This is a genomic window from Aliirhizobium wenxiniae (genome assembly GCF_014201355.1).
GTDB classification, from domain to species: domain Bacteria; phylum Pseudomonadota; class Alphaproteobacteria; order Rhizobiales; family Rhizobiaceae; genus Neorhizobium; species Neorhizobium wenxiniae.
Genome location: NZ_JACHEG010000002.1, coordinates 1296656 through 1318153, shown reverse-complemented (window position 1 = coordinate 1318153; position 21498 = coordinate 1296656). Strand labels below are relative to the sequence as shown.

Annotated in this window: 23 protein-coding genes; 10 read left to right on the top strand and 13 right to left on the bottom strand. The window is 59.9% G+C overall.

Going from position 1 to position 21498, the window contains the following annotated elements:
• Positions 1–51: 51 nt before the first annotated feature.
• Positions 52–1872, bottom strand: a complete 1821-nt coding sequence (lepA, locus tag HNQ72_RS14320; RefSeq protein WP_183992853.1) for a translation elongation factor 4 — start codon at positions 1870–1872, stop codon at positions 52–54.
• 72 nt (positions 1873–1944) lie between these two features.
• Positions 1945–3216 (bottom strand): MFS transporter, encoded by a 1272-nt coding sequence (locus HNQ72_RS14315; RefSeq protein WP_183992852.1) that lies wholly within the window; start codon positions 3214–3216, stop codon positions 1945–1947.
• Positions 3217–3371: 155 nt separating this feature from the next.
• Between HNQ72_RS14315 and HNQ72_RS14310 the strand changes: the two genes are divergently transcribed.
• Positions 3372–3950, top strand: a complete 579-nt coding sequence (locus HNQ72_RS14310; RefSeq protein WP_183993143.1) for a helix-turn-helix domain-containing protein — start codon at positions 3372–3374, stop codon at positions 3948–3950.
• A 19-nt stretch (positions 3951–3969) separates the two neighbouring features.
• A complete protein-coding gene (locus tag HNQ72_RS14305) occupies positions 3970–4491 on the top strand; it encodes a GNAT family N-acetyltransferase (RefSeq protein ID WP_183992851.1) in 522 nt (173 codons plus the stop codon).
• 35 nt (positions 4492–4526) lie between these two features.
• Here the strand turns inward: HNQ72_RS14305 and HNQ72_RS14300 are convergent, their stop codons facing one another.
• The 4 genes from HNQ72_RS14300 to HNQ72_RS14285 all read right to left on the bottom strand — a co-directional run bounded on the left by HNQ72_RS14300 (position 4527) and on the right by HNQ72_RS14285 (position 8269).
• Complete coding sequence (locus HNQ72_RS14300) at positions 4527–5594, bottom strand: alpha/beta hydrolase family protein (protein ID WP_183992850.1); 1068 nt, start codon at positions 5592–5594, stop codon at positions 4527–4529.
• Between the two features lie 124 nt (positions 5595–5718).
• Entirely contained in the window at positions 5719–6312 is a 594-nt protein-coding gene (locus tag HNQ72_RS14295) for an HAD-IA family hydrolase (RefSeq protein ID WP_183992849.1), read from the bottom strand.
• Positions 6313–6385: 73 nt separating this feature from the next.
• On the bottom strand, positions 6386–7621 hold the full coding sequence (locus tag HNQ72_RS14290; protein ID WP_183992848.1) for an MFS transporter: 1236 nt from the start codon (positions 7619–7621) through the stop codon (positions 6386–6388).
• A gap of 30 nt (positions 7622–7651) precedes the next feature.
• Entirely contained in the window at positions 7652–8269 is a 618-nt protein-coding gene (locus tag HNQ72_RS14285) for a TetR/AcrR family transcriptional regulator (RefSeq protein ID WP_183992847.1), read from the bottom strand.
• A 153-nt stretch (positions 8270–8422) separates the two neighbouring features.
• Here HNQ72_RS14285 and HNQ72_RS14280 point away from each other — a divergent pair, with 153 nt between their 5' ends.
• Together HNQ72_RS14280 and HNQ72_RS14275 are read left to right on the top strand one after the other, a co-directional pair.
• Entirely contained in the window at positions 8423–8590 is a 168-nt protein-coding gene (locus HNQ72_RS14280; protein ID WP_183992846.1) for a hypothetical protein, read from the top strand.
• 170 nt (positions 8591–8760) lie between these two features.
• Positions 8761–9972 carry an MFS transporter gene (locus tag HNQ72_RS14275; protein WP_183992845.1) on the top strand — a complete coding sequence of 404 codons (1212 nt, stop codon included), beginning with the start codon at positions 8761–8763 and terminating at the stop codon, positions 9970–9972.
• A 47-nt stretch (positions 9973–10019) separates the two neighbouring features.
• Here HNQ72_RS14275 and HNQ72_RS14270 read toward each other — a convergent pair whose 3' ends face one another.
• The 4 genes from HNQ72_RS14270 to HNQ72_RS14255 form a co-directional block, all read right to left on the bottom strand.
• On the bottom strand, positions 10020–10238 hold the full coding sequence (locus HNQ72_RS14270) for a hypothetical protein (RefSeq protein ID WP_183992844.1): 219 nt from the start codon (positions 10236–10238) through the stop codon (positions 10020–10022).
• A 57-nt stretch (positions 10239–10295) separates the two neighbouring features.
• Positions 10296–10532 (bottom strand): 30S ribosomal protein S21, encoded by a 237-nt coding sequence (gene rpsU / locus HNQ72_RS14265; protein ID WP_183992843.1) that lies wholly within the window; start codon positions 10530–10532, stop codon positions 10296–10298.
• A gap of 344 nt (positions 10533–10876) precedes the next feature.
• Positions 10877–11980: a TRAP transporter substrate-binding protein gene (locus tag HNQ72_RS14260; protein ID WP_183992842.1), complete on the bottom strand. Its 1104-nt coding sequence runs from the start codon at positions 11978–11980 to the stop codon at positions 10877–10879.
• A 173-nt stretch (positions 11981–12153) separates the two neighbouring features.
• Complete coding sequence (locus HNQ72_RS14255; RefSeq protein ID WP_183992841.1) at positions 12154–13260, bottom strand: TRAP transporter substrate-binding protein; 1107 nt, start codon at positions 13258–13260, stop codon at positions 12154–12156.
• Positions 13261–13511: 251 nt separating this feature from the next.
• Here HNQ72_RS14255 and mbfA point away from each other — a divergent pair, with 251 nt between their 5' ends.
• The gene (gene mbfA / locus HNQ72_RS14250) at positions 13512–14498 is read left to right on the top strand and encodes an iron exporter MbfA (protein ID WP_183992840.1); all 987 of its coding nucleotides are present in this window, start codon (positions 13512–13514) and stop codon (positions 14496–14498) included.
• Between the two features lie 108 nt (positions 14499–14606).
• On the opposite strand, the gene HNQ72_RS14245 is transcribed toward mbfA, so the two are convergent.
• The 3 genes from HNQ72_RS14245 to HNQ72_RS14235 all read right to left on the bottom strand — a co-directional run bounded on the left by HNQ72_RS14245 (position 14607) and on the right by HNQ72_RS14235 (position 17866).
• Positions 14607–16175, bottom strand: a complete 1569-nt coding sequence (locus HNQ72_RS14245) for a sensor histidine kinase (RefSeq protein ID WP_183992839.1) — start codon at positions 16173–16175, stop codon at positions 14607–14609.
• 140 nt (positions 16176–16315) lie between these two features.
• Positions 16316–16930, bottom strand: coding sequence for a transglutaminase-like cysteine peptidase (locus tag HNQ72_RS14240; protein WP_183992838.1), 615 nt, complete (start codon positions 16928–16930; stop codon positions 16316–16318).
• Between the two features lie 120 nt (positions 16931–17050).
• Positions 17051–17866, bottom strand: coding sequence for an alpha/beta hydrolase (locus HNQ72_RS14235; protein WP_183992837.1), 816 nt, complete (start codon positions 17864–17866; stop codon positions 17051–17053).
• Between the two features lie 182 nt (positions 17867–18048).
• On the opposite strand from HNQ72_RS14235, the gene infC reads away from it, so the two are divergent.
• The 5 genes from infC (at position 18049) to pheS (ending at position 21493) form a co-directional block, all read left to right on the top strand.
• Positions 18049–18585 carry a translation initiation factor IF-3 gene (infC, locus tag HNQ72_RS14230; RefSeq protein ID WP_183993142.1) on the top strand — a complete coding sequence of 179 codons (537 nt, stop codon included), beginning with the start codon at positions 18049–18051 and terminating at the stop codon, positions 18583–18585.
• Positions 18586–18794: 209 nt separating this feature from the next.
• Positions 18795–18998 (top strand): 50S ribosomal protein L35, encoded by a 204-nt coding sequence (rpmI, locus tag HNQ72_RS14225; protein WP_112454548.1) that lies wholly within the window; start codon positions 18795–18797, stop codon positions 18996–18998.
• Positions 18999–19038: 40 nt separating this feature from the next.
• The gene (rplT, locus tag HNQ72_RS14220; protein ID WP_148146077.1) at positions 19039–19443 is read left to right on the top strand and encodes a 50S ribosomal protein L20; all 405 of its coding nucleotides are present in this window, start codon (positions 19039–19041) and stop codon (positions 19441–19443) included.
• 120 nt (positions 19444–19563) lie between these two features.
• Positions 19564–20388 carry a BUD32 family EKC/KEOPS complex subunit gene (locus HNQ72_RS14215; RefSeq protein ID WP_183992836.1) on the top strand — a complete coding sequence of 275 codons (825 nt, stop codon included), beginning with the start codon at positions 19564–19566 and terminating at the stop codon, positions 20386–20388.
• Between the two features lie 22 nt (positions 20389–20410).
• The gene (pheS, locus tag HNQ72_RS14210; RefSeq protein ID WP_183992835.1) at positions 20411–21493 is read left to right on the top strand and encodes a phenylalanine--tRNA ligase subunit alpha; all 1083 of its coding nucleotides are present in this window, start codon (positions 20411–20413) and stop codon (positions 21491–21493) included.
• Positions 21494–21498: the final 5 nt, after the last annotated feature.

Genomic DNA, 21498 nt, shown 5'->3' with positions numbered 1-21498 from the left:
GCTGTCGCAGTCATGCGGAGATGAAAAAGGCGCCTTGCGGCGCCTTCAAGATCAATCGTCTTTCATCTTCAGCGCTGCAATAAACGCTTCCTGCGGGATGTCGACCTTGCCGAACTGGCGCATCCGCTTCTTGCCTTCCTTCTGCTTGTCCAGAAGTTTGCGCTTACGGGTGGCGTCGCCACCGTAACACTTGGCCGTCACGTCCTTGCGCATCGCCGAGATCGTCTCGCGGGCAATCACGTTGCCGCCGATTGCTGCCTGGATCGGAATCTTGAACATGTGCCGCGGGATCAGATCCTTGAGTTTCTCGCACATGTCGCGGCCGCGCTTTTCCGCCGCCGAACGGTGAACAAGCATGGAAAGCGCATCGACTGGCTCGCCATTGACCATGATCGACATCTTCACGAGATTGCCTTCGCGATAACCGTGCAGATGGTAATCGAACGATGCATAACCCTTGGATATAGACTTCAAGCGGTCGTAGAAGTCGAACACCACTTCATTGAGCGGAAGTTCATAGCTCAGCATGGCGCGCTTGCCGACATAGGTCAGTTCGGTCTGGATACCGCGGCGGTCCTGGCAGAGCTTGAGGATGCCACCAAGATAATCGTCCGGTGTCAGGATCGTTGCCTTGATCCACGGCTCCTCGATCGAAGCGATCTTGACCACGTCGGGCATGTCGGCCGGATTGTGCAGCTCCTTCATCGAGCCATCCGTCATGTGCAGATGGTAGACGACCGAAGGAGCGGTTGCGATCAGGTCGAGGTCGAACTCGCGCTCAAGGCGTTCCTGGATGATTTCGAGATGCAGCAGGCCGAGGAAGCCACAACGGAAACCGAAACCGAGAGCGGCAGACGATTCCATCTCGAACGAGAAGGATGCATCGTTAAGGCGAAGCTTGCCCATCGCCGCGCGCAGATCCTCGAAATCGGCGGCATCGACCGGGAAGAGACCGCAGAACACCACCGGCTGTGCCGGCTTGAAGCCCGGCAGCGCTTTCGCCGTCGGCTTCTTGTCTTCGGTAATGGTATCGCCGACGCGGGTATCCGCCACTTCCTTGATCGAGGCGGTGATGAAGCCGATCTCGCCCGGACCCAGTGAGTCCACGGCCAGCATTTTCGGCGTCAGCACGCCGACGCGTTCGACCTGGTATTTCGCGTCGGTGCCCATCATGCGGATGGTCATGCCCTTGGTCAGCACGCCATCGAGAATGCGCACGAGAACCATGACGCCGAGATAGGTGTCGTACCAGCTATCGACCAGCAGGGCCTTGAGCGGGCCCTTTTCGCCGGCTTCGCTCTTCGGCGGCGGCAACTGGTGGACGATGGCTTCGAGAACATCGGGAATGCCGAGGCCGGTCTTTGCCGAAATCAGCACTGCCTGCGAGGCATCGATGCCGATCACTTCTTCGATCTGTTCCTTGATACGGTCGGGTTCCGCCGCCGGCAGGTCGACCTTGTTGAGAACCGTGACGAGTTCGTGGTTGTTATCGATTGCCTGGTAGACATTGGCGAGCGTCTGGGCCTCCACTCCCTGGGAGGCGTCAACGACCAGAAGCGAACCTTCGCAGGCCGACAGCGAGCGCGAGACTTCATAGGCAAAGTCCACGTGGCCGGGCGTGTCGATGAGGTTCAGAACATAGGTCTCGCCATTGTTCGCCTTGTAGTGCAGACGCACCGTCTGGGCCTTGATGGTGATGCCGCGCTCGCGCTCGATATCCATCGAGTCTAGAACCTGTTCCGACATCTCGCGCTCGGCAAGGCCGCCTGTCGTCTGGATCAGACGGTCGGCGAGTGTCGACTTGCCATGGTCGATATGTGCGACGATGGAGAAATTGCGGATATGGTCGAGGGGCGTGCGATCGGTGCTCATGGTTCGCGCATATATCAGCGGCCCGGCTCGCCGCAAAGTGGAAAGATAAGGCTTTGTTGACGATAAGCGTCCTCAACCCTGGGCTTTTGCTTCCGCCTGCGCCTCCGCCGCACCCGGTTCCGTCATGATCGCCGCATTCGGCATCTGCGCGCTGCGCATCTCATGGGTCTCGCGCTCGTCTTCCGGCGCTGGTCCGCGTTCCTTCAGGCGGAAGACGATATAGAGGCCATAGGCGGTCGCCACGAGGATGATCGCATAGATGAAGGTCTGCTGGCCGAGGATCGGCGCGAGAAAGGTGATAGAGAGCGGCACGATCGTCGCCGCCGTCGACCATGCGACGAGAAGGGTTGAGGACAGGGGCACAAAATCACCCGGATCGGCGCGGTCATTGGCATGCGCATTGGCGACCGAATAGACGGTTTCCACCGCCCCCCCGAAGACGAGGAAGACGATCATCAGGAGCACGAAAGTGGTGAACGACACCATCAGCGCCGCAAAACCCGCAACCACGATCAGCCCGCAGGTAAACAGCAGCACGACGCGGCGGTCGAGCCGGTCGGAAATGATGCCGAGAGGATATTGCACGAACAGAAGCCCGGTCTGCATCACCAGCATCAACAGCGCCACCTCGCCCTGCGTCACGCCGTTGAGCGTCGCATAGATCGGGGTAAACCCCTGCACGACCATCGAGAGACCGCCCGAGGCAAGCACGCCGACAAGACCGACCGGCGAGATCTTCCACGCCATCTTTACGTTGACGCTGACGCTGGCAGGTGCCGGCGGGTTCGGCAGGCGGGTAAGCCCGATCGGCAGGATGGAGAGCGCGGTGACGAAAACGACGATGAGCGGCGCAAGATTGCTGTCGGCCGGTACCTGCCCGAACAGCCATGCGCCGCCGCCCAGCGCAAGCACGAAGGCCATGTAGAAGAAGGACATCGCCCTTCCGCGCCATTCGTTGGAAGCGGCGTGGTTGAGCCAGCTCTGGGCGATGATGAAATTGACGTTGGAAGCCGCGCCATAGATCGCCCGCGCGAGGATCCACCAGGCGGCCGGCAGATCGGCAGCAACCAGAACCGCGCCGATAATGACCATCGCCATCGAGCAGGCGAAGAGGCGGGCATGACCGACGCGTCGGATCAGCGGGCCGGCAAGCACGCAGCCGAGCAGGCCGCCAAAGGCAAGCGCCGGCACGGCGAGGCGCGCCGCCCATGTCTCGCCGCTCTGGGTCAGCACGAATGGGACATAAGTGGCCATGATGCCGCTGCCGATGGCGGCGATCGTCATCGAGAGGATGATGCTCGCGATGGAGAGGGGCGAAACTCTGACCTGCGCCTGAGCCGTCATGCAAATTCTCCGAAAGCCGCTATGCTTCACGCCACCTATCCAGCCTGCTTATCCTATCGCGCAGTGGTTTCGCTATCGTACAAACGCCACCGCGGCGAATTTTCCAACGGAACGTCAAAATCATTGACTTCACGATAAGAGAATGAAATTCTCTGATAATGGAAAATTCGGATAGTGAACTGGAAATCGCAATCGGAGAGCGGCTGAAAAGCCTTCGCGCCAGCTCAGGTCTGACGCTCGATCAGCTGGCGGATCGCTCCGGCGTCAGCCGCGCGATGATCTCCCGTATAGAGCGCGCCGAGGCAAGTCCGACGGCAGCTCTGTTGGCGCGGCTCTGCGAGGGGCTAGGCCTGACGCTCTCGGCTTTCTTCGCGCCGGAAGAACCTTCGTCTTCGCCCTTGTCGAGGCGAACGGAACAGCGGCTGTGGCGAGACCCGACGACCGGATATCTGCGCCGCTCGGTTTCGCCGCCGGGCATGCCAAGCCCGGTCGATATCGTCGAGATCGAGTTTCCGGCCGGCGCCAGGGTCAGTTTTCCGCCGCGGGAGGAAAGCCGGGTCATGACCCAGCATGTCTGGCTGTTCGAAGGCGTTCTGGACATGGTGCTGGCGGACGCCACCCATCGGCTGCAGCCGGGCGATTGCCTGTTCATGGATATCGGCGACGCCTTTGATTTTTACAATCCATCCGACAAGCCTGCCCGTTACGCGGTAATCCTCAACCGCGGACGCTGAAAGAACAAAGGGAACATCAATGACTGCCACGATCCGCATCCTCGATGCGACAGCCGCGCGCGCCGCCATCCCGGATCTCTGCGAGGTGCTTTCCGACTGCATCAATGGCGGCGCTTCACTGGGCTTCATGCTGCCGTTTCAGCCGCAGGATGGCGAGGCCTGCTGGAGCGATATCGCCGCCGAAGTGGAGACGGGCGGCATCATTCTTGGTGTGGCTGAAATCGACGGGCGCGTGGTCGGCACGGTCCAGGTCGGGCTCGCCTCCAAGCCCAACCAGCCGCATCGCGGCGACCTGATGAAGCTGCTCGTGCATCGCTCCGGCCGCGGGCTCGGCCTGTCGCGCAAGCTGATGGTGGCGGTGGAGGAAGAGGCCGCCCGCCGCGGTCGCACGCTCTTGGTTCTCGATACGGCGACCGGCAGCGAAGCGGAAAAGATCTATCCGCGGTTTGGTTGGGAACGCGTCGGGGTCATTCCCGATTACGCGCTGTGGCCGCAGGGCGGTTTTTGCGACACGACGATCTTCTACAAGCGCATCGGCTGAAGGAAGGCCGGTAGACCCGGCCTTCCGCGATTGTCTCAATTGCCGGCCTGCAGCGTCTTGCCGAAAGCCTCGACGATGAGCCGGCTCAGTTCCGCATGGATGTCTGCCCGCGGGCGCTTTGTCTCTTCGCAGATAGGATCCAGCTCACCGACCGATTTGAGGAAATCCGCTGCGCCCGGCTTGCAGACCGGCAGGAAGCTGAAGTGATCGGCACCCTCGACCTGCAGGTAGGAGGCGCCGGGAATATCCTTCGCCAACTGGTCGGAAAGCACGGCCATCGGCACCTGGCCGGGGCTGCCGAGATTGATCAGCGTTACCGGCACCTCGATGCCTGCAAGGCTTGTCTTCTGGAACGTGGTGGCGAGGCCGGGGTCGACCGCGATAACGGAGGTTATCCGCGCATCGCGGTTCTGCTGGTCGAACCGTGTCCTGTCGATATCGGCCAGCTTGAGAGGCGCAACATCCACCTGCTCGCCGCCGGCATAACCACGACCGCCAGCAAACCATGTGCAATCCATCATGGCGGGGTTTTCGTCGCAATAACGCATGTATGCGGAAAGATCGCCTCGGCCTCCGGCCAGTTCCATTGCGGTAGAGCCGCCGAGCGAGAAGCCGAGAATGCCGATGCGGTTCGGATCGATCGAGGTAGTCCAGTTCTTGTCTGCGGAAAGGACCGTGATCAGAACCGAAATGTCCTGGGCGCGGTCCCAGATCTTCGGCGTGGCAGCCGGTGTGGAATCACCGCTTGTCGTGCCGGGATGGTTCGGCCCGGCGACGATGTAACCGGCCTTGGCCAGCTCCGCTGCGATCCAGCCCATGCCTTCGGCGCGCGAACCCGAACCGTGGGAGAGAAGCACGAGCGGAAAACGGCCTTCACGGATCGTCGCATTCACTGCGGCAGGGCCTGTCTCGAAAATCCTGTCGTAGTTCGGCTTATCCGTCTGTCCGTCGCCCTTCGACGGGTACCAGATGGTGACCGCAAGCGGCCGCGGATAATCCTGGGTGACGACGCTGATTGTGCGAACGCCGACCGGTTCGGCGGCAATCGCAGCAGTTGCGGCTGTGCATAGGGAAAGCGCGGTAAGGAGAGCCTTCAGTCTCATTGGGTGACCTCGTTGGTTGGAGAACGGGGTTACCGATGAGCGATCATCGCCGGACGTTCGACCTTGAACATGATCTAGGTCGTTTATTCCTCTGTTCCGGCGAGGGGCTACTGCGCCTGTTGCCCTATCCCAGGGCCTCTTTCAGGGCCATGCCCGGCTTCCATTGCACCGCCTGCCAGCCGTAACGCCGGGCGGCTTCGATATTTTCAGCAGAATCGTCGATGAAGGCGATTTCACTGGCGGCGACCCCCGCGCTCTCCGTTGCCATTCGGAAAAACTGCTCGCCCGGTTTCTTGCAGCCGAGTTTTGCGGAATAGAAAATACCCTCGACATGCTCGGAAAGGCCGTGCTCGTTCATCAGCCAGGCTGCGCGGCGGTGTTCCTGATTGGTGGCGAGGTAGATCGACACACCGGATTTGCGAAGCAGGGAGAGATCCGCGAGCAGTTTTTCATCCAGCCGGGAGTCGTTTTCGAACCAGTAGCGAAGCAGGGTTTCCGTTTCGAGATGGGGTGCGATTTTCGAGAGAACTGCGGTTAGCACCGGCTCGATGGGTTGCTCGCCGATGATGATCTGCGGCCAGTGGACGCCGAAGAACTCCTTTTGCAGGCGTTCGAGGGGCAGTCCAAGATCATGTTCGATATCGGTGAAATAGGGCAGCCCGTCTTTCGGCCTGCCGTTCACCAGCACGCCATCCATATCGACCATCAGGACTTTCATCTGTCGCCATCCGCTTCGTCAATCACGGGATGGGAGTAGCCCGCCGAAAGGCGGGCCACAAGAGCGTGCGGTATCAGGCCTTGGGCTGCGGATGGCGGTGATGCGGCTTCCGTTCGGTCAGGAAATAGACGAAGGCGACGGCCGAAAGCGCAACGCCGATCGTCGAGGCAAGCATCCATCCACCCTCGGCAAATGCCCAGGCGCCGATGGCCGAGCCGAGCGCGCCGCCGACGAAGAAGGTCGCCATGAACAGGCCGTTGAGCCGCGAACGAAGGTCTGCGCCGAGCGTGTAGATCGCCCGCTGGCTGATGACGAGCGTCATCGCGACACCGAAATCGAGGAGCACCGCCGCAATCGTCAGCAGTGCGAGCGCCGCTGTAGATCCCTCGGTGAAGATATGGGTGATCAGGAAGGCGATGCCGACGGAGAGGATGCCGAGCGCGGTTGCCGGCTTGCCGAGATCCCGGTCTGCAAGACGGCCCGCGATCGGCGAGGCGATTGCGCCGGCAACGCCGACAAGCGCGAAGAGGGCAATGCCGGTCTGGCTGAGGTTGAAGGCGGGACCGGCCAGAACCAGCGGCGTCACCGTCCAGAACAGGCTGAAGGCGGCAAACTGGCAGAACTGGTAGAAGGCGCGGCGGCGCAATATCGGCTGGGTGGCGTAAAGCGTGCCGAGCGAGGCAAGCAGGCCGCCATAGGAAAGCTGCGTGTGCGGCGTGCGCTTCGGCAGGCGGCTTGCGAGAATGAAACCGAGCACGACCATGACGACAGCCGAAGCGAAGAAGATCACATGCCAGTTGGTGAGGCCGGTGACGAAGCTCGCGACCGGTCGCGCCATCATGATGCCGATCATCAGCCCGCTGACAACGTTGCCGACAACCCGGCCGCGATGTTCCTCCGGTGTCAGGCTTGCGGCAAAGGGAACGATCATCTGCACCGCAGACGAGGTAAGCCCGATGGCGAGCGATGCCAGCAGGAAGGGCACGGCAGCGCTCGAAAGGCCTGCGCCGACGAGCGAGATCGCGGTTGCTGCGATCATGATCAGGATCAGCCGGCGGTTTTCGAGAAGATCACCCAGCGGCACGATGAACAGCAGGCCGAGGCCGTAGCCGATCTGGGTCAGCGTCACGATCAGGCCGGTCAGATGTGGCGGGAGGCCGATCGCCGCGGCGATCGGGCCTGCAAGCGGCTGGGCGTAGTAGAGATTGGCGACGATCAGGCCACAGGCTGCGGCCATGACGAAGGTGAGGCCGGCGGTCATCCGGCCATGCTGTGCCGGCGTTTCAATCGCCGCGGACGTGCTGGTCATTGGGGTATCCTTGAGCAGTCTCTTGTATTTTCAGTCGAGCAGCTTCATCGCCACATCGACCACGGAAAAGGTTTGTGTGCGGCCGGGGCTGGTCTTTCCCAGGACGCGAAGCCCCTGCACGACGGACAGAAGCAGCCGCGCCGTCGCATTGGGGTCGATCGAGCGATTGATGGAGCCATCCCCCTGGCCCCGGCGGATCAGCGCCTCGAACGTGGTCTCGAAACGATCCATCGAGCGCTCGACACGTCGTGCCGCCTCGTCATCGAAGATCGCCAGTTCTACGGCCGTCCCGACAGCCAGGCAGCCGCGTCGACCACCTTCGCCATGAGCGCCCTCGGCATAAAAGGCGAGCATGCGGTAAACGCCGTCCCGCCCGTTGTCGGCTTTCTCCAGCTCCTCGTCGAGAAGTGCGTTTCGCACCTGCTTGTAGCGGTCGAAGCTGGCAAGGAAGATCGCATGCTTGTCCTTGAATGCCTTGTACAAACTTCCGGCTGTCAGGCCCATCGCGTCGCGCAGGTCGGAAATCGAGGTGCCGTGATAGCCCTGCTCGCTGAACACGGTGATCGCCTTGTCGAGCGCCTCGTCGATATCGAATTCACGCGGCCGGCCGGCGCTGCGGCCGGGATTGGAGCTGATGTCGATGTTCATGACGAAATCCAATTAGGAAATGATTGTTTCCAAATAGGCGCGAAGTGCCTTTAGGTCAAGCGGCCTGCTCATCCTCGATGATGAAATCTCGGAACGGTTTTGCATCTGAGGGGTTGGCCTTGTGTCACCAACCCCAAAAGCTGGAGGACAGACATGAGCAAAAGTGACGTACAACAGGCCATCAAGCGGGCCAAACGGCAGGTCGAAAACACCAGTTCGGGCGGCCATCTTGGCGGTACCTATTACGGGCAGAACCCGGACGGCAAGACATCGTCGATGAACCACAATGTGGGCAGCAACCGCACCAATAGCGGCAGCTGACGTCACCGCAGCGCATGATTATGAGGGCCCCGCCGCGTGCGGGGCCTTTTCGCTGGGCAATAAATAGTCTGGAAAATATTCGAGCCTCCCTGTCGGCAATCTCACCGCTCGCACGTCCTTGGTGTATCGTGGCGCATTCACGCGCCTGAGGACTTTGCCGGGAGGGCAGGATGAAGCGCAATCAGTATCGATGGGTCATCGTGTTTGCCGGCGGCCTGATGGGCTGCGTGGCGGTCGGCGTGATGTTTTCGCTCGCGGTGTTTCTGGAGCCGATCGCCCGCCAGACCGGCTGGTCGCATGCGGCGATTTCAAGCGCCATGACAGTCAATTTCATCGTCATGGGGCTCGGCAGTTTCATGTGGGGTGCAGCCAGCGACCGCTTCGGCGCGAGGATAGTCGTGCTGATCGGCTCGGTCCTTGCAGGTCTGGCGCTGGTGCTTGCCAGTCGAGCGCAGAGCCTTTTCGCCTTCCAAATCCTGTATGGCTGCCTTGTCGGCCTCTCCGCCAGCGCTTTCATGGCGCCGATGATCTCGCTCACCATGCGCTGGTTCGATGACCATCGCAGCCTTGCCGTGTCGCTTGTCTCCGCCGGCATGGGCATGGCGCCGATGACGATCTCGCCGCTGGCCCGGCTTCTGATCGATGAATTCGGCGACTGGCGCACGGCCATGCTGGTGATCGGCATCGGCGCCTGGGTCATCCTCCTGCCGACCGTGCTTCTGGTCCGCAATCCGCCGGATGAGGCGGTGGTTGCCGATAAACCGCAGGCGGAAGGGGCGGGCCTGCCGCTTGCAAAAGTCTTTCGTTCGCCGCAGTTCCTGGTGTTGGCCTTCACCTTTTTCGCCTGTTGCACCGCTCATTCCGGGCCGATCTTCCACATGGTCAGCTATGCGATGTATTGCGGCGTGGCGCCGATGGCGGCCGTGTCGATCTACAGTGTCGAAGGTGCGGCAGGCCTGGGCGGACGCATTGTCTACGGTCTTGCGGCAGACCGGTTCGGCGTCAAGCCGGTGCTGATAATCGGCCTTCTGATCCAGGCACTGGTGATTGCCGCCTATACAATGGCGACCGACCTTGCGCATTTCTACGCACTGGCGATCGTTTTCGGCGGCACCTATGGCGGTGTCATGCCACTTTATGCGGTGCTGGCGCAGGATTATTTCGGCGCAAGGATCCTCGGCACCGTGCTCGGCGCGGCGTCCATGCTGTCCAGCATCGGCATGGCCTTCGGGCCGCTCGCCGGCGGCTGGGCCTTCGATGCCTTCAACAATTACAACTGGCTGTTCTTCGGTTCTGCGCTGGTGGGGTTGGCGGCAGTGCTGGTGGCACTCGCCTTTCCGCCGCTACCGAGCCGCGAGGATGAAAAGCTGCAGCCCGCATGAGCATAAAAGCAAAAAGCCCGGAAATGCTCCGGGCTTTTTGGATGGGATCAGTGATCCTTTTTGCTGCTTGCCTTGCGCTTGGTAGGTGCGGCCGGTGTTTCGGCAGCTTCCCGCTGGAGACGAAGCAATCGCAGCCTTTCTGTCTTCTCTTCCCGAGAGTTTACCTCGGCAGCGATGATCGCACGCGCCGTCTCATCGGTAACGGCGGCCTTTTCCCGAGCAGAAAGCTTGGTGGTGGGCGTCGTTTCTTCCTTGATAGCGGTCATGGGCTCATCCTTCCTGAAGTTTTGGGAATGCTGGAAGCAGAAATCGGCGCGCAAAAATCAGCGCGGGCGCGCAACCTTCTTCGGCGCGGGCAGAAGCCCTTCGCGCTGCATCTTTTTGCGGGCCAGCTTACGATAACGACGAACCGCCTCGGCCTTTTCGCGCGCACGCTTTTCCGACGGCTTCTCGTATGAACTACGGGCTTTCATTTCGCGAAACACACCTTCGCGCTGCATCTTCTTCTTCAAGACGCGCAGTGCCTGTTCAACGTTGTTATCTCTGACAAGAACCTGCAAATTATATCCCTTCCTATTTATACGATGCCTTGCCCGATCATCCGGACGGCAAAACAAAAAGGCCGGGCTTGCCCGACCTTTCCAGGACCATAGACTAAATCTCGCTGCCGGTACATCCGCGGTCAGGAGAGGCTGATGGCATCCATCGGCATTCACGAGGATCAGAGCGCATAAAACAGCGCTTCAGCGTGGGTCCGATTGAGATTTCGATATGGGTAATATGGGGTGCCGCGCGGAAAAAACAATGAAATCGGGGAATTAATTCCTCGGACGAATTGGCGCCTGCTGCAAATGCAAAAGCCCGGAGGCAGGCCCCGGGCTTTGGTGTTCAAGTCGTCGGAGGTTCAGAGGGCGCCGTTTCGCTGCTGCATCATCATGAACGTGTCATAGCTGTATTCTGCCACCTGCGCCCAGAGATAGGAATCCTTTTTGAAGGCCTGCTGGTGGTCATAGATCTTCTTGAAGGCAGGGCTTTTTTCGGAAAGGTCGGCATAGACTCCTTGTGCCGCCTTGAAGCAGGTTTCCATGATTTCCTTACTGAACGGCTTCAGCACCGCACCTTCGGCAACGAGTTTGCGCAACGCGATGGCGTTATGCGCATCGTAATTGGCCAGCATGCTGGTATTGGCCGAAGCGCAGGCGGTTTTCAGGATGGCCTGATAGCTCTTCGGCAGCGCGTTGAATTTTTCGAGGTTGAAGAAGGCGTGCATGGCAGGGCCCCCCTCCCACCAAGCCGGATAGTAATAATATTTGGCGACCTTGACGAAGCCGAGCTTCTGGTCGTCATAGGGACCGACGAATTCGGTGGCGTCGATCGTGCCCTTTTCGAGCGCCGCATAGACATCGCCGCCGGCGATCTGCTGCGGTGTCACACCGACCTTCGTCATGACCTGGCCGGCAAGCCCGGCGATGCGCATCTTCAGCCCCTTGAGGTCGTCGATGGTGACGATTTCCTTGCGGAACCAGCCGCCCATCTGTGTGCCGCTATTGCCGGCGGGCAGGGCGTAGAGACCGCGGGGAGCCAGGAATTCGTTGATCAGATCATTGCCGCCATTGGCGAACCAGGCGTTGGTCATGCGGGCGTTAAGCCCGAAGGGAATGGCGGTTCCAAGCGCAAAGGCCGGATCTTGACCGATGTAATAATAGGAGCAGGTATGCGCCATCTCGACCGTGCCGTTGGCCACCGCATCGGCAGCCTGCAGGCCGGGCACCAGTTCGCCGGCGGCATAGGTCTGGATGTTGAAATTGCCGTCCGTTGCATCGCGAACGATCTGGGCAAGCTCGTTGCCTGCGCCGAAGATGATATCGAGGCTCTTCGGGAAGGAAGACGTCATGCGCCAGGTGATCTTTGGCTGTTCCTGGGCGATTGCGGGCGCTGCCAGTGTCGTCGCCGCTGCCGCGCCGATGCCGGCCGCCGTCGCCTTCTTGAAGAAATGCCTGCGATCCATCGAATTCATCCTCCCGCGCCTGCGCGCATCTGTGGTTGTAGGCATCGTGTTAAGCGCATTGATTTGGCAAGAACAAGCCGAGCCGCGTCATAACCGATGATTTCTTGTTTTTCGTAAATGCGAAGAAGCCCGGCGCATGTCCGGGCTTCGAATTTCGAGTATTCTGAAAAGGCCTACAGCGTTCCCTTGCGCTGCTGCGTCATCATGAAGGCGTCATAGCTGTATTCGGCGATCTGGTTCCACAGATAGCCATCCTTCTTGAAAGCCTGCTGACTGTCGTAGATCTTCTTGAAGGCGGCATTCTTTGCGTTCAGGTCGGCATAGACTTCCTGTGCAGCCTTGTAGCTGGCTTCGAGGATTTCCTGGGTGAACGGCTTCAGCACCGCACCTTCCGCAACCAGCTGGCGCAGCGCCTTTGCATTATGCGCATCGTAACGGGCCAGCATGTTCTGGTTGGCGTTGGCGCAGGCATCTTTCAGGATACGTTGATAGCTCTTCGGCAGGGAGTTGAACTTTTCGAGGTTGAAGAAGGCGTGGACGGCAGGGCCGCCTTCCCACCATGCTGGATAATAGTAATATTTGGCAACCTTGACGAAGCCGAGCTTCTGGTCGTCGTAGGGACCGACGAATTCGGTGGCGTCGATCGTGCCCTTTTCTAGCGCCGCATAAACGTCGCCGCCGGCAATCTGCTGCGGGGTGACGCCGAGCTTCGACATCACCTGGCCGGCGAGACCGGCAATCCGCATCTTCAAGCCGTTCAGGTCGGCAACCGTGTTGATTTCCTTGCGGTACCAGCCGCCCATCTGCGCGCCGGTATTGCCGGCCGGAAGGGCATAGAGGCCGTGTCCGGCGAGGAATTCGTTCAGCAGCTCGTTGCCGCCGCCGATCGAGAACCAGGAATTGGTCTGGCGGGCATTGAGACCGAAGGGCACGGCGGTGCCGAGCGCAAAGGTCGGGTCCTTGCCGATGTAATAGTAAGAGCAGGTATGCGCCATCTCGACGGTGCCGTTGGAAACCGCATCGGCCGCCTGCAGCCCGGGTACGATTTCACCGGCCGCAAAGGTGTTGATGGTGAAGTTGCCGTCCGAAGCTTCCTTCACGCTGGCGGCGATATCGGTGCTGGCAGCCCAGAGAATGTCCGTGTTTTTGGTAAAGGAAGACGTCATGCGCCAGGTGATTTTCGGGCTCTCCTGGGCAATAGCAGGAGCAGCGAGCGCGGTTGCGGCCACGGCGCCAGCCCCGGCAGTGGCAGCTTGACGGAAGAAATGTCTGCGGTTCATGAAAAAGAAAGCCTCCCAGATGCTTTGGCGCGCCCTGATATCCATGCGTGCCAAGTCGCTCATAAGCCGTTTGTTTCATGCCCGGCAAGAAGTATTTTTCAAATATTACGCTGCACCGCAGCATTGCTTTTCATAAATTGCGAAAAGCTGTCGTTTTACAATCGCGAGCATGCTCGCTGATCGAGCTGCAAGTCCACTTGCATTCTTTCGGCCAAAGGCATAGTTTAGAATTATTCTAAGTGGAGTTTTCGATGTTTACCCGCCTTCTGCCGTCCTCCCGCCGGCCATTTTCATCATTGTCTGAAGAAGAAATCCTCGCGCTGGCGATTGCCTCGGAAGAGGAGGATGCCAGTATTTATCTCGGTTATGCCGATGGTCTGAGGGACCACTATCCTGCCTCGGCCAAAGTGTTCGAAGACATGGCCGAGGTCGAGCAGACCCACAAGAATTCGCTGATCGAGATTTTTCGCGCCCGTTTCGGCGAGCGCATTCCGCTGATCCGCCGCGAACACGTCCAGGGATTTTATGCACGCAAGCCTGACTGGTTGCGAAAGAACCTGCCGCTGGAGACGGCGCGGGCGGAAGCAGAGGCGATGGAGCAGCAGGCGGCGCGTTTCTATCGCGAGGCGATCAAACAGGTTTCGGATGCCTCGACCCGGCAACTGCTCGGCGATCTGGCGCTGGCCGAGGAAGGCCATGAAGACATCGCGCGTATGCTGACGGAAAAGCATGTTTCGACAGAGACGAAAGGCGAAGAGGACGAAAACGCCCGCCGCCAGTTCATCCTCACCTATGTCCAGCCCGGTCTGGCCGGCCTGATGGATGGATCGGTCTCGACGCTCGCGCCGATCTTTGCCGCAGCCTTTGCTACCGGCGATACCTGGTCGACCTTCCTGATCGGCCTCTCGGCCTCGGTCGGCGCCGGCATTTCGATGGGCTTTACCGAGGCCGCGCATGACGACGGCAAGATTTCCGGCCGCGGATCGCCGATCAAGCGTGGCTTGGCTTCCGGCATCATGACGGCGCTCGGCGGCCTTGGCCATGCGCTGCCCTATCTGATCCCGCATTTCTGGACTGCAACGATCGTCGCTGCCATCGTCGTTTTCTTCGAACTCTGGGCGATCGCCTTCATCCAGAACCGCTACATGGAGACGCCGTTCATGCGCGCCGTTTTCCAGGTCGTGTTCGGCGGTTCTCTGGTTCTGGCTGCCGGCATCTTCATCGGCAATGCCGGATAGAGCATGTCGCGCAAAAGTGTGCCGCGGTTTTGCGCAAAAGACATGCGCCAAAACAAGGGCCTAAAGCGTGTGAGCGAATCCGATGGATCGCGGCACGCTTTAGGCGGTTTAGGCAGCTTCCGCTGCCTCTTCCGTCGTCGGTACGGTCAGCGTGAATACCGCGCCTCTGTCGTTGTGCATTTCGGATTGCCCGCCCAGCTGGCGCACGAAGCTCGAGATCAGCTTCGTGCCCATGCCGGTCGTGCGGGCATCTTCCGCTATTCCCGGCCCGTCGTCACGAATGACAAGCTTCAACATGCCCACCTCCTGAAACAGGCGCACGCTGAGCTTGCCTTCACTGCGTCCGGCAAAGGCATATTTGAAGGCGTTGGAAACCACCTCGTTGATGATCATGCCGAGTGGCAGGGCAAGGTCCCGGTCGAGTGCGATCGGCGCAAGATCGAGATCAAGTTTCACTGGCATGTCATAGCCCGACGCGATGTCTGAAATCAGCCGCGTCGCATAGGGCGCGACTTCGACTTCCTCGAACTGGTCGGTGTTGTAGATCTGCTCATGCACGGCGATCATCGCACTGATCCGTCTCGCCATGTCGTCACGCGCTTCCTGCGGCAGCCGCTGCAGCCGCACGAGCGCCAGCACAGCCTGCAGATTGTTCTTCACCCGGTGATGGATTTCGCGCAGCAGGAAACGATTGCGCTCGGCGGCCTGTTCCAGTTCTTCATTGCGTGCGGCAGTCCGGTAGAGAAGGGTATAGATCCAGAAAGAGGCGCCCACCAAGATCGCCATCATGGGCACTACAAACAGCGCGTCGCCGAACAGATTGCGCCAGAACTGGTCGAGCACTTCCTGCCGTTCGATCGCCGCAAGCGCGATCAGCGGCCAGTCCTGCACCTTCCAGAAAGCGACGATCCGGGCGAAGCCATCGATCTGCGACACCGGATTGTGGTGGAAGCCGCTCGCCTTCTCGCGGGTCAGCGGATACCACTCTGTCGTGCTCAGATTGACCGGCTTGAGGGCGGAGGGGCGTCGCGCGATCAGCCAGCCATCGTCACGAATGACCGAGATCGTCGAGTTCGGTCCGAGATTCATCGATGACCAGAACCGGTCGAGATTGTCATTCGGGATGGTGATCGAGGCAACGCCAAGGAAATCGCTGCCGCTGCCGATCCGCCTGGCAATGATGAAGGCCGGCTTTCCCGCCTGTTCGTCGTCGAGCAGCCTGCTGAATGTGAGCGTTTCGCCGTCCTTGAGGCGCTTGAAATAGGCGCGTTCGGCGTGGTTCGGCAGCCTATTGTCCGGTGCGCTGGAAAAGCGGGTCTGACCATCCTGATCGAGAATGGCATATTCGAAGCCGACGGGCAGCTCGCCCACGGCCCGTTCCAGATCGAGGATCAGTTCGGCGGAACTGTCGATCGGGCGCCCGCTGATCGCCGCCTCGATACGGCGAAGCGCCAGATCGCTGGCCTCCATCATCCATTCCATATGGGCGGCGACTACATGTGCGGATGAAACAGCGCGCGCTTCGCCTTCGCGAAGGGCGTTGTTGTAATTCTCGTAGACCGTAAGAGCGCCGAACCCCAGAACTACTGCTGTCAGAACGCCGGCAAGCCAGAGCGGCAGGGTGGGGCGGGCGGAACCATGGGGGCGTATCAAGCCTGTCAACCGTTCGTTACGCACCACAGGCCTCCATCGCAGAAAGATCCGCTCTGCCGGACAGGCGGCGGGCGACCTTCTGATTCCCGAAAGAGTAGAGAGAACAACCCGCCGCTGCAAGCAGGGCGGGTTATATGCTTAATGAGTTATGTCTAAGATTCTTGTTACCGCAAGGCACCGACAAGCAGGTCGCGGCCGTTCTCGATCGTCACCCAGCGCCCGGTATTGAAGGTCGCCTGGCGCTTGAGGAACGTGTAGGGCGTCTGGTTCCAGGCAAGAACATCGTTGTCGAGATTGTCGAGAATGAAGTCGCCATCGGTGGTGCGCAAGGTCAGCACGGCATGGCCTTCGCCATCCGGCTTGCGCACGACGGTGATCAGGAGATCGGAAAGGGCGAAACCGAGCTGGGCCAGTTCCTTGCGCTTCTGCAGGGCATAGTCCTCACAATCGGCAAAGACGGTCGGATAGGTCCAGTATTCCTCGACGCCATAGGCTTCGAGATCGGTACGGGCAATATAACGGGCGTTGATTGAGCGGTTGACGTCGCGAACGACGTTCCAGGCATGGTCGTCCATGCGTGCGGCAGGCGCTGACCGGCTTTTGACGTTGCACTCTGCCGGCAGGCGCTGACAGAATTCGTAATGTCCGATCGGCTGCGACGTCACAGCACCGGTCACCATAGCCATTGGGGCTTGTGGTGCTGGTATTGCAGCGCCGGCAGAAGCAAGCACGCAAGCGAGGATCACGGCTACATGCCGCACCTTCAGGGCTAAATTCATTGACCCGTCCCTTAAATTCCTAACAAAAAGTTAAGAGGTCTTAAGGGGCAGAGTCAATTGTTCAGCTTTTGTTAAGGTGCGGCTCTTTATGAATATGGTTAAGACTGCGGCTTTTCCGTCTCAGCCCAGTTTTTCATCATCGATTATTAGGGCGCTCACCGCCGCTTCCATTTTTTGCAGATCCTGCGGCCGTGACAGACGATGATCGCCGTCGCGGATCAGCGTCAGCGTGACGTCGTCGGCGGGCAGAAATTCCATCAGTTTCAGCGCGTGCCGATAGGGCACGTCCGGGTCTGCCATGCCCTGCAGGATATGAACCGGGCAGCCGGTGTCGATAATGCCGGAGAGCACGCGGTTGTTTCGGCCGTCCTCCATCAGGGCGCGGGTGTAGATGTTCGGCTCGGGGCTGTATTGCGAATGCTCCTCGAAATAGCCCCGCTCTGCCAGAGACTGTCGCTCCTTGTCCGTCAGTTCGGGCTCGATCAGTTCGCTGGTGAAATCAGGCGCCGGTGCGATCAATACGGTTCCTGCGATCTTCAGTCCTGTGGCGCGCTTTTTCAGTTCCTGGATCAGCCGCAATGCAATCCATCCGCCCATCGATGAACCGACAAGGATGACGCTCTTTGGTGCGGCGGCATCGATCACCGCGATCGTTTCCTCCAGCCAGCGGGAGATCGTCCCGTCGCGGAATTCGCCGCCTGACGCGCCGTGGCCGGAATAGTCGAAACGAATGCAGGCCGCGCCAAGCCTCTCCGCCAGCGCATCGAGCACGACGGCTTTGGTGCCCGTCATGTCCGAGCGATAGCCGCCCAGCCAGACGAGCGCCGGCTTCTCGGTTGTCGCCGTGGCTGCACGATAGATGATCGCAATCTCGCGGGCATCCGATCCCGTTCCGACAGTAATGGTGGCAGTTCCGGTGGCGTTGATCGTACTCATAGTCTTACTCCTGCGAATGACGGAAGCTATAAATCAGAACTAAACCGGTTGTCAGGAGGTGATTTTTTCGTGCCGTCATGCTATTGACATCCACTCGGTAATCACGACATTCCGCTCGGCTCCCGGCCGCGCGCGAATTTCGTCGTTGCCTGTGCCCGAAAACGATCTAGGAGAATACGACCATTCGCAGACCATTCAAAGCCGATGCCCCCGTCAAGGAAGGCCCGCGCTCCAATAGGGAAATTCGCGTTCCCAAGGTCCAGCTTATCGATGCCGAAGGCCAGAATCTCGGTGCAGTGCCCACCGACCAGGCCCTCAAGATGGCCGAGGAAGCAGGACTGGACCTCGTAGAAATCTCGCCCAACAATGATCCGCCAGTGTGCAAGATCCTCGACCTCGGCAAGCTGAAATACGCGAACCAGAAGAAGGCGGCCGAAGCGCGCAAGAAGCAGAAGATCGTCGAAGTCAAAGAAATCAAGATGCGCCCGAACATCGACACTCATGACTATGACGTGAAGATGAAGGCGATGAACCGCTTCTTTGAAGAAGGCGACAAGGTAAAGGTGACACTGAAGTTCCGTGGCCGCGAAATGGCTCACCAGGAACTCGGCATGAAGCTTCTGCTGCAGGTCAAGGAAGATACGCTGGAGATCGCCAAGGTTGAGGCTGAGCCCAAGCTTGAAGGTCGTCAGATGATGATGGTACTGGCGCCGAAATAAGCGCCGTGCCGACCCGCCTCGAGGAAGCCGCAAGGTGGCGGGAATGCCGGTCTCTGGCCGGTCACACTGGAGGATTTCCCCCATTGCGCTTTTGACCGACTGCGGTTATAAGCGCGCGTCCGAACGGTCCGGCAGGGCATGCCGTGGCCGTTCTAAATGCTTGAAGCAGACCTCTTCAGTCGGCTTCGATACAAATACGGAGTAGCAAAATGCCCAAGATGAAGACGAAATCGTCTGCCAAGAAGCGGTTCAAAGTTACAGCAACCGGCAAGGTCGTTGCAGCTGCCGCCGGCAAGCGCCACGGCATGATCAAGCGTTCCAACAAGTTCATCCGCGACGCACGCGGCACGATGGTCCTCGCTGAGCCTGATGGCAAGAAGGTCATCAAGAACTACCTGCCCAACGGTCTCTGAGACTATTCGGCTATCTGGAACAGTTTAAGGAGATCATGACATGGCACGCGTAAAACGTGGCGTAACTTCCCGCGCCAAGCACACCAAGACCCTCAAGGCAGCCAAGGGCTTCTACGGCCGCCGCAAGAATACCATCCGCGCCGCAAAGGCTGCTGTTGACCGTTCGCGTCAGTTCGCAACCCGCGACCGTCGCGTCAAGAAGCGCAACTTCCGCGCTCTGTGGATCCAGCGTATCAATGCTGCTGTCCGCGAATCCGGCCTGACCTACGGCCGCTTCATCGACGGCCTGAACAAGGCTGGCATCGAAGTCGACCGCAAGGTTCTGTCCGACATGGCAATCCATGAGCCGGCAGCATTCGGCGCACTGGTTGAAGCTTCCAAGAAGGCTCTGGCCTATCTGAAGAACACCGGCAACGCCAACGAGTTCGAAGCCGCGGTCAAGTAAGCCCGCGTTCGTCTCTACATTCGTAAAAGACCCGCGCGGCTCTGCTAGCGCGGGTCTTTTGTTTTCTGCCGTTTGACATTCCGTCGAAACGGACCACTCACGGTATTCAGGAGCGCTGCGGTGCCGAATGATGTCGTTGACATAAAAAATGGGCCGTCGCTGCAGTCGGAAGACACGGCGACCCTGCTGGCTGCGCTGGTTTCCGATGCGAGGCGGGTGCAGGCGGTGTCGCTCGGTTGCGGCACGGTCTGGATCAAGCGGCATGGCGACAAGGGCAGGCGTATCATTGTTGCGGTTCAAAATGCCGTTGCGCGTCTTTTCCGGCTTCCCTTCATGCGACCTTCCCCTGTCGAGACGGCCGAGGGAATGGTGCAGCGCGACCTGCGCAGAATTGCGAAATACTCACAGGCGGGCGTGCCGACTGCCGCCGTCATTTATTCTTCCGGCAGCGCCATCGTTTTGAGCGATATTGCCCCAACGGTACAGCAGCAGTTGAGGTCTCTGCGCAATGACGATCCGGCTGCGCATGACGCGCTTCTCGTTTTCTGTGCCGGTGAACTCGGACGGCTACACGGTGCCGGGCTTTGTCATGGGCGGCCTTATCCGCGGGACATGTTCATCCGGGGTGACCGCCTCGGTTTCATCGATTTCGAGGAAGAGCCGGAAGCCGTCATGCCGATGGAAACGGCGCAGGCGCGCGATTTGTGGCTGCTCTTTCTGCAACTGAGCGAAAGGGCGACCGAGCGCGGGAAAACGCAGGATCGCGCTTATGCGGCATGGGCTGCGGCTGCCCCGAGGGCGGCAATCGCCGAACTGCGCGAAATCACACGTTCCATGGGCCGCTTTTTATGGCTTGCCCGGTTGATTGGCCGATTTCACATGGGTAGAGATTTGCGGCAATTCATCCTGGCTACCACCTATCTGACAACGATGTTCAACGGCTGAATTTGCCGCAAAGCAGGAAAAGATGACCGAACTCGAAACATTGAAGAGCGCGCTTCTGGCCGAGATCGCCGGCGCGGGCGACGAAGCGGCAATCGAGGCTGTCCGTGTCTCGGCCCTGGGCAAGAAGGGGTCGGTTTCCGAACTCCTGAAGACCTTGGGCTCGATGACGCCGGAAGAGCGCCAGACCCGCGGTGCGGCAATCAACGCGCTGAAGAACGAGATCACCGACGCAATCACGGAGCGCAAGACGGTCCTGAAGGACGCTGCGATTGACGCGCGCCTGAAGGCTGAAACGCTGGACGTCTCGCTGCCGGTCCGCTCTTCGCCGGCCGAGCGTGGCCGTATCCATCCGATCAGCCAGATCATCGACGAGATCACCGCCGTCTTCGCCGACATGGGTTTCTCGATTGCAGAAGGCCCGGATGTCGAGACCGATTATTATAACTTCACTGCGCTGAATTTCCCGGAAGGCCATCCGGCCCGCGAGATGCACGACACCTTCTTCTTCCAGGCGGATGAAAAGGGCGAGCGCAAGGTTCTGCGCACCCATACCTCGCCGGTTCAGGTCCGCACGATGGAAGCGCAGGATCCGCCGATCCGCATCGTCATTCCGGGCAAGACCTATCGCCAGGACAGTGACGCCACCCATTCGCCGATGTTCCATCAGGTCGAGGGTCTGGTCATCGACAAGAAGTCGAATGTCGGCAACATGCGCTGGGTGCTTGAAGAATTCTGCAAGGCCTTCTTCGAAGTGCCGTCGGTAACGATGCGTTTCCGCCCGTCCTTCTTCCCCTTCACGGAACCGTCCTTCGAGGTCGATATCCAGTGTGACCGCTCCGGTCCGATCGTCAAGTTCGGCGAAGGCACCGACTGGATGGAAATCCTCGGCTGCGGCATGGTTCACCCGAACGTGCTGCGTTCCGGCGGACTTGATCCGGACGAGTACCAGGGCTTTGCCTGGGGTATGGGGCTCGACCGCATCGCCATGCTGAAATACGGCATGCCGGACCTGCGCGACTTCTTCAACGCCGATGTCCGCTGGATGAACCATTACGGCTTCCGCCCGCTCGACATGCCGACGCTGTTCGGCGGTCTGAGCCAGTAAGGGGA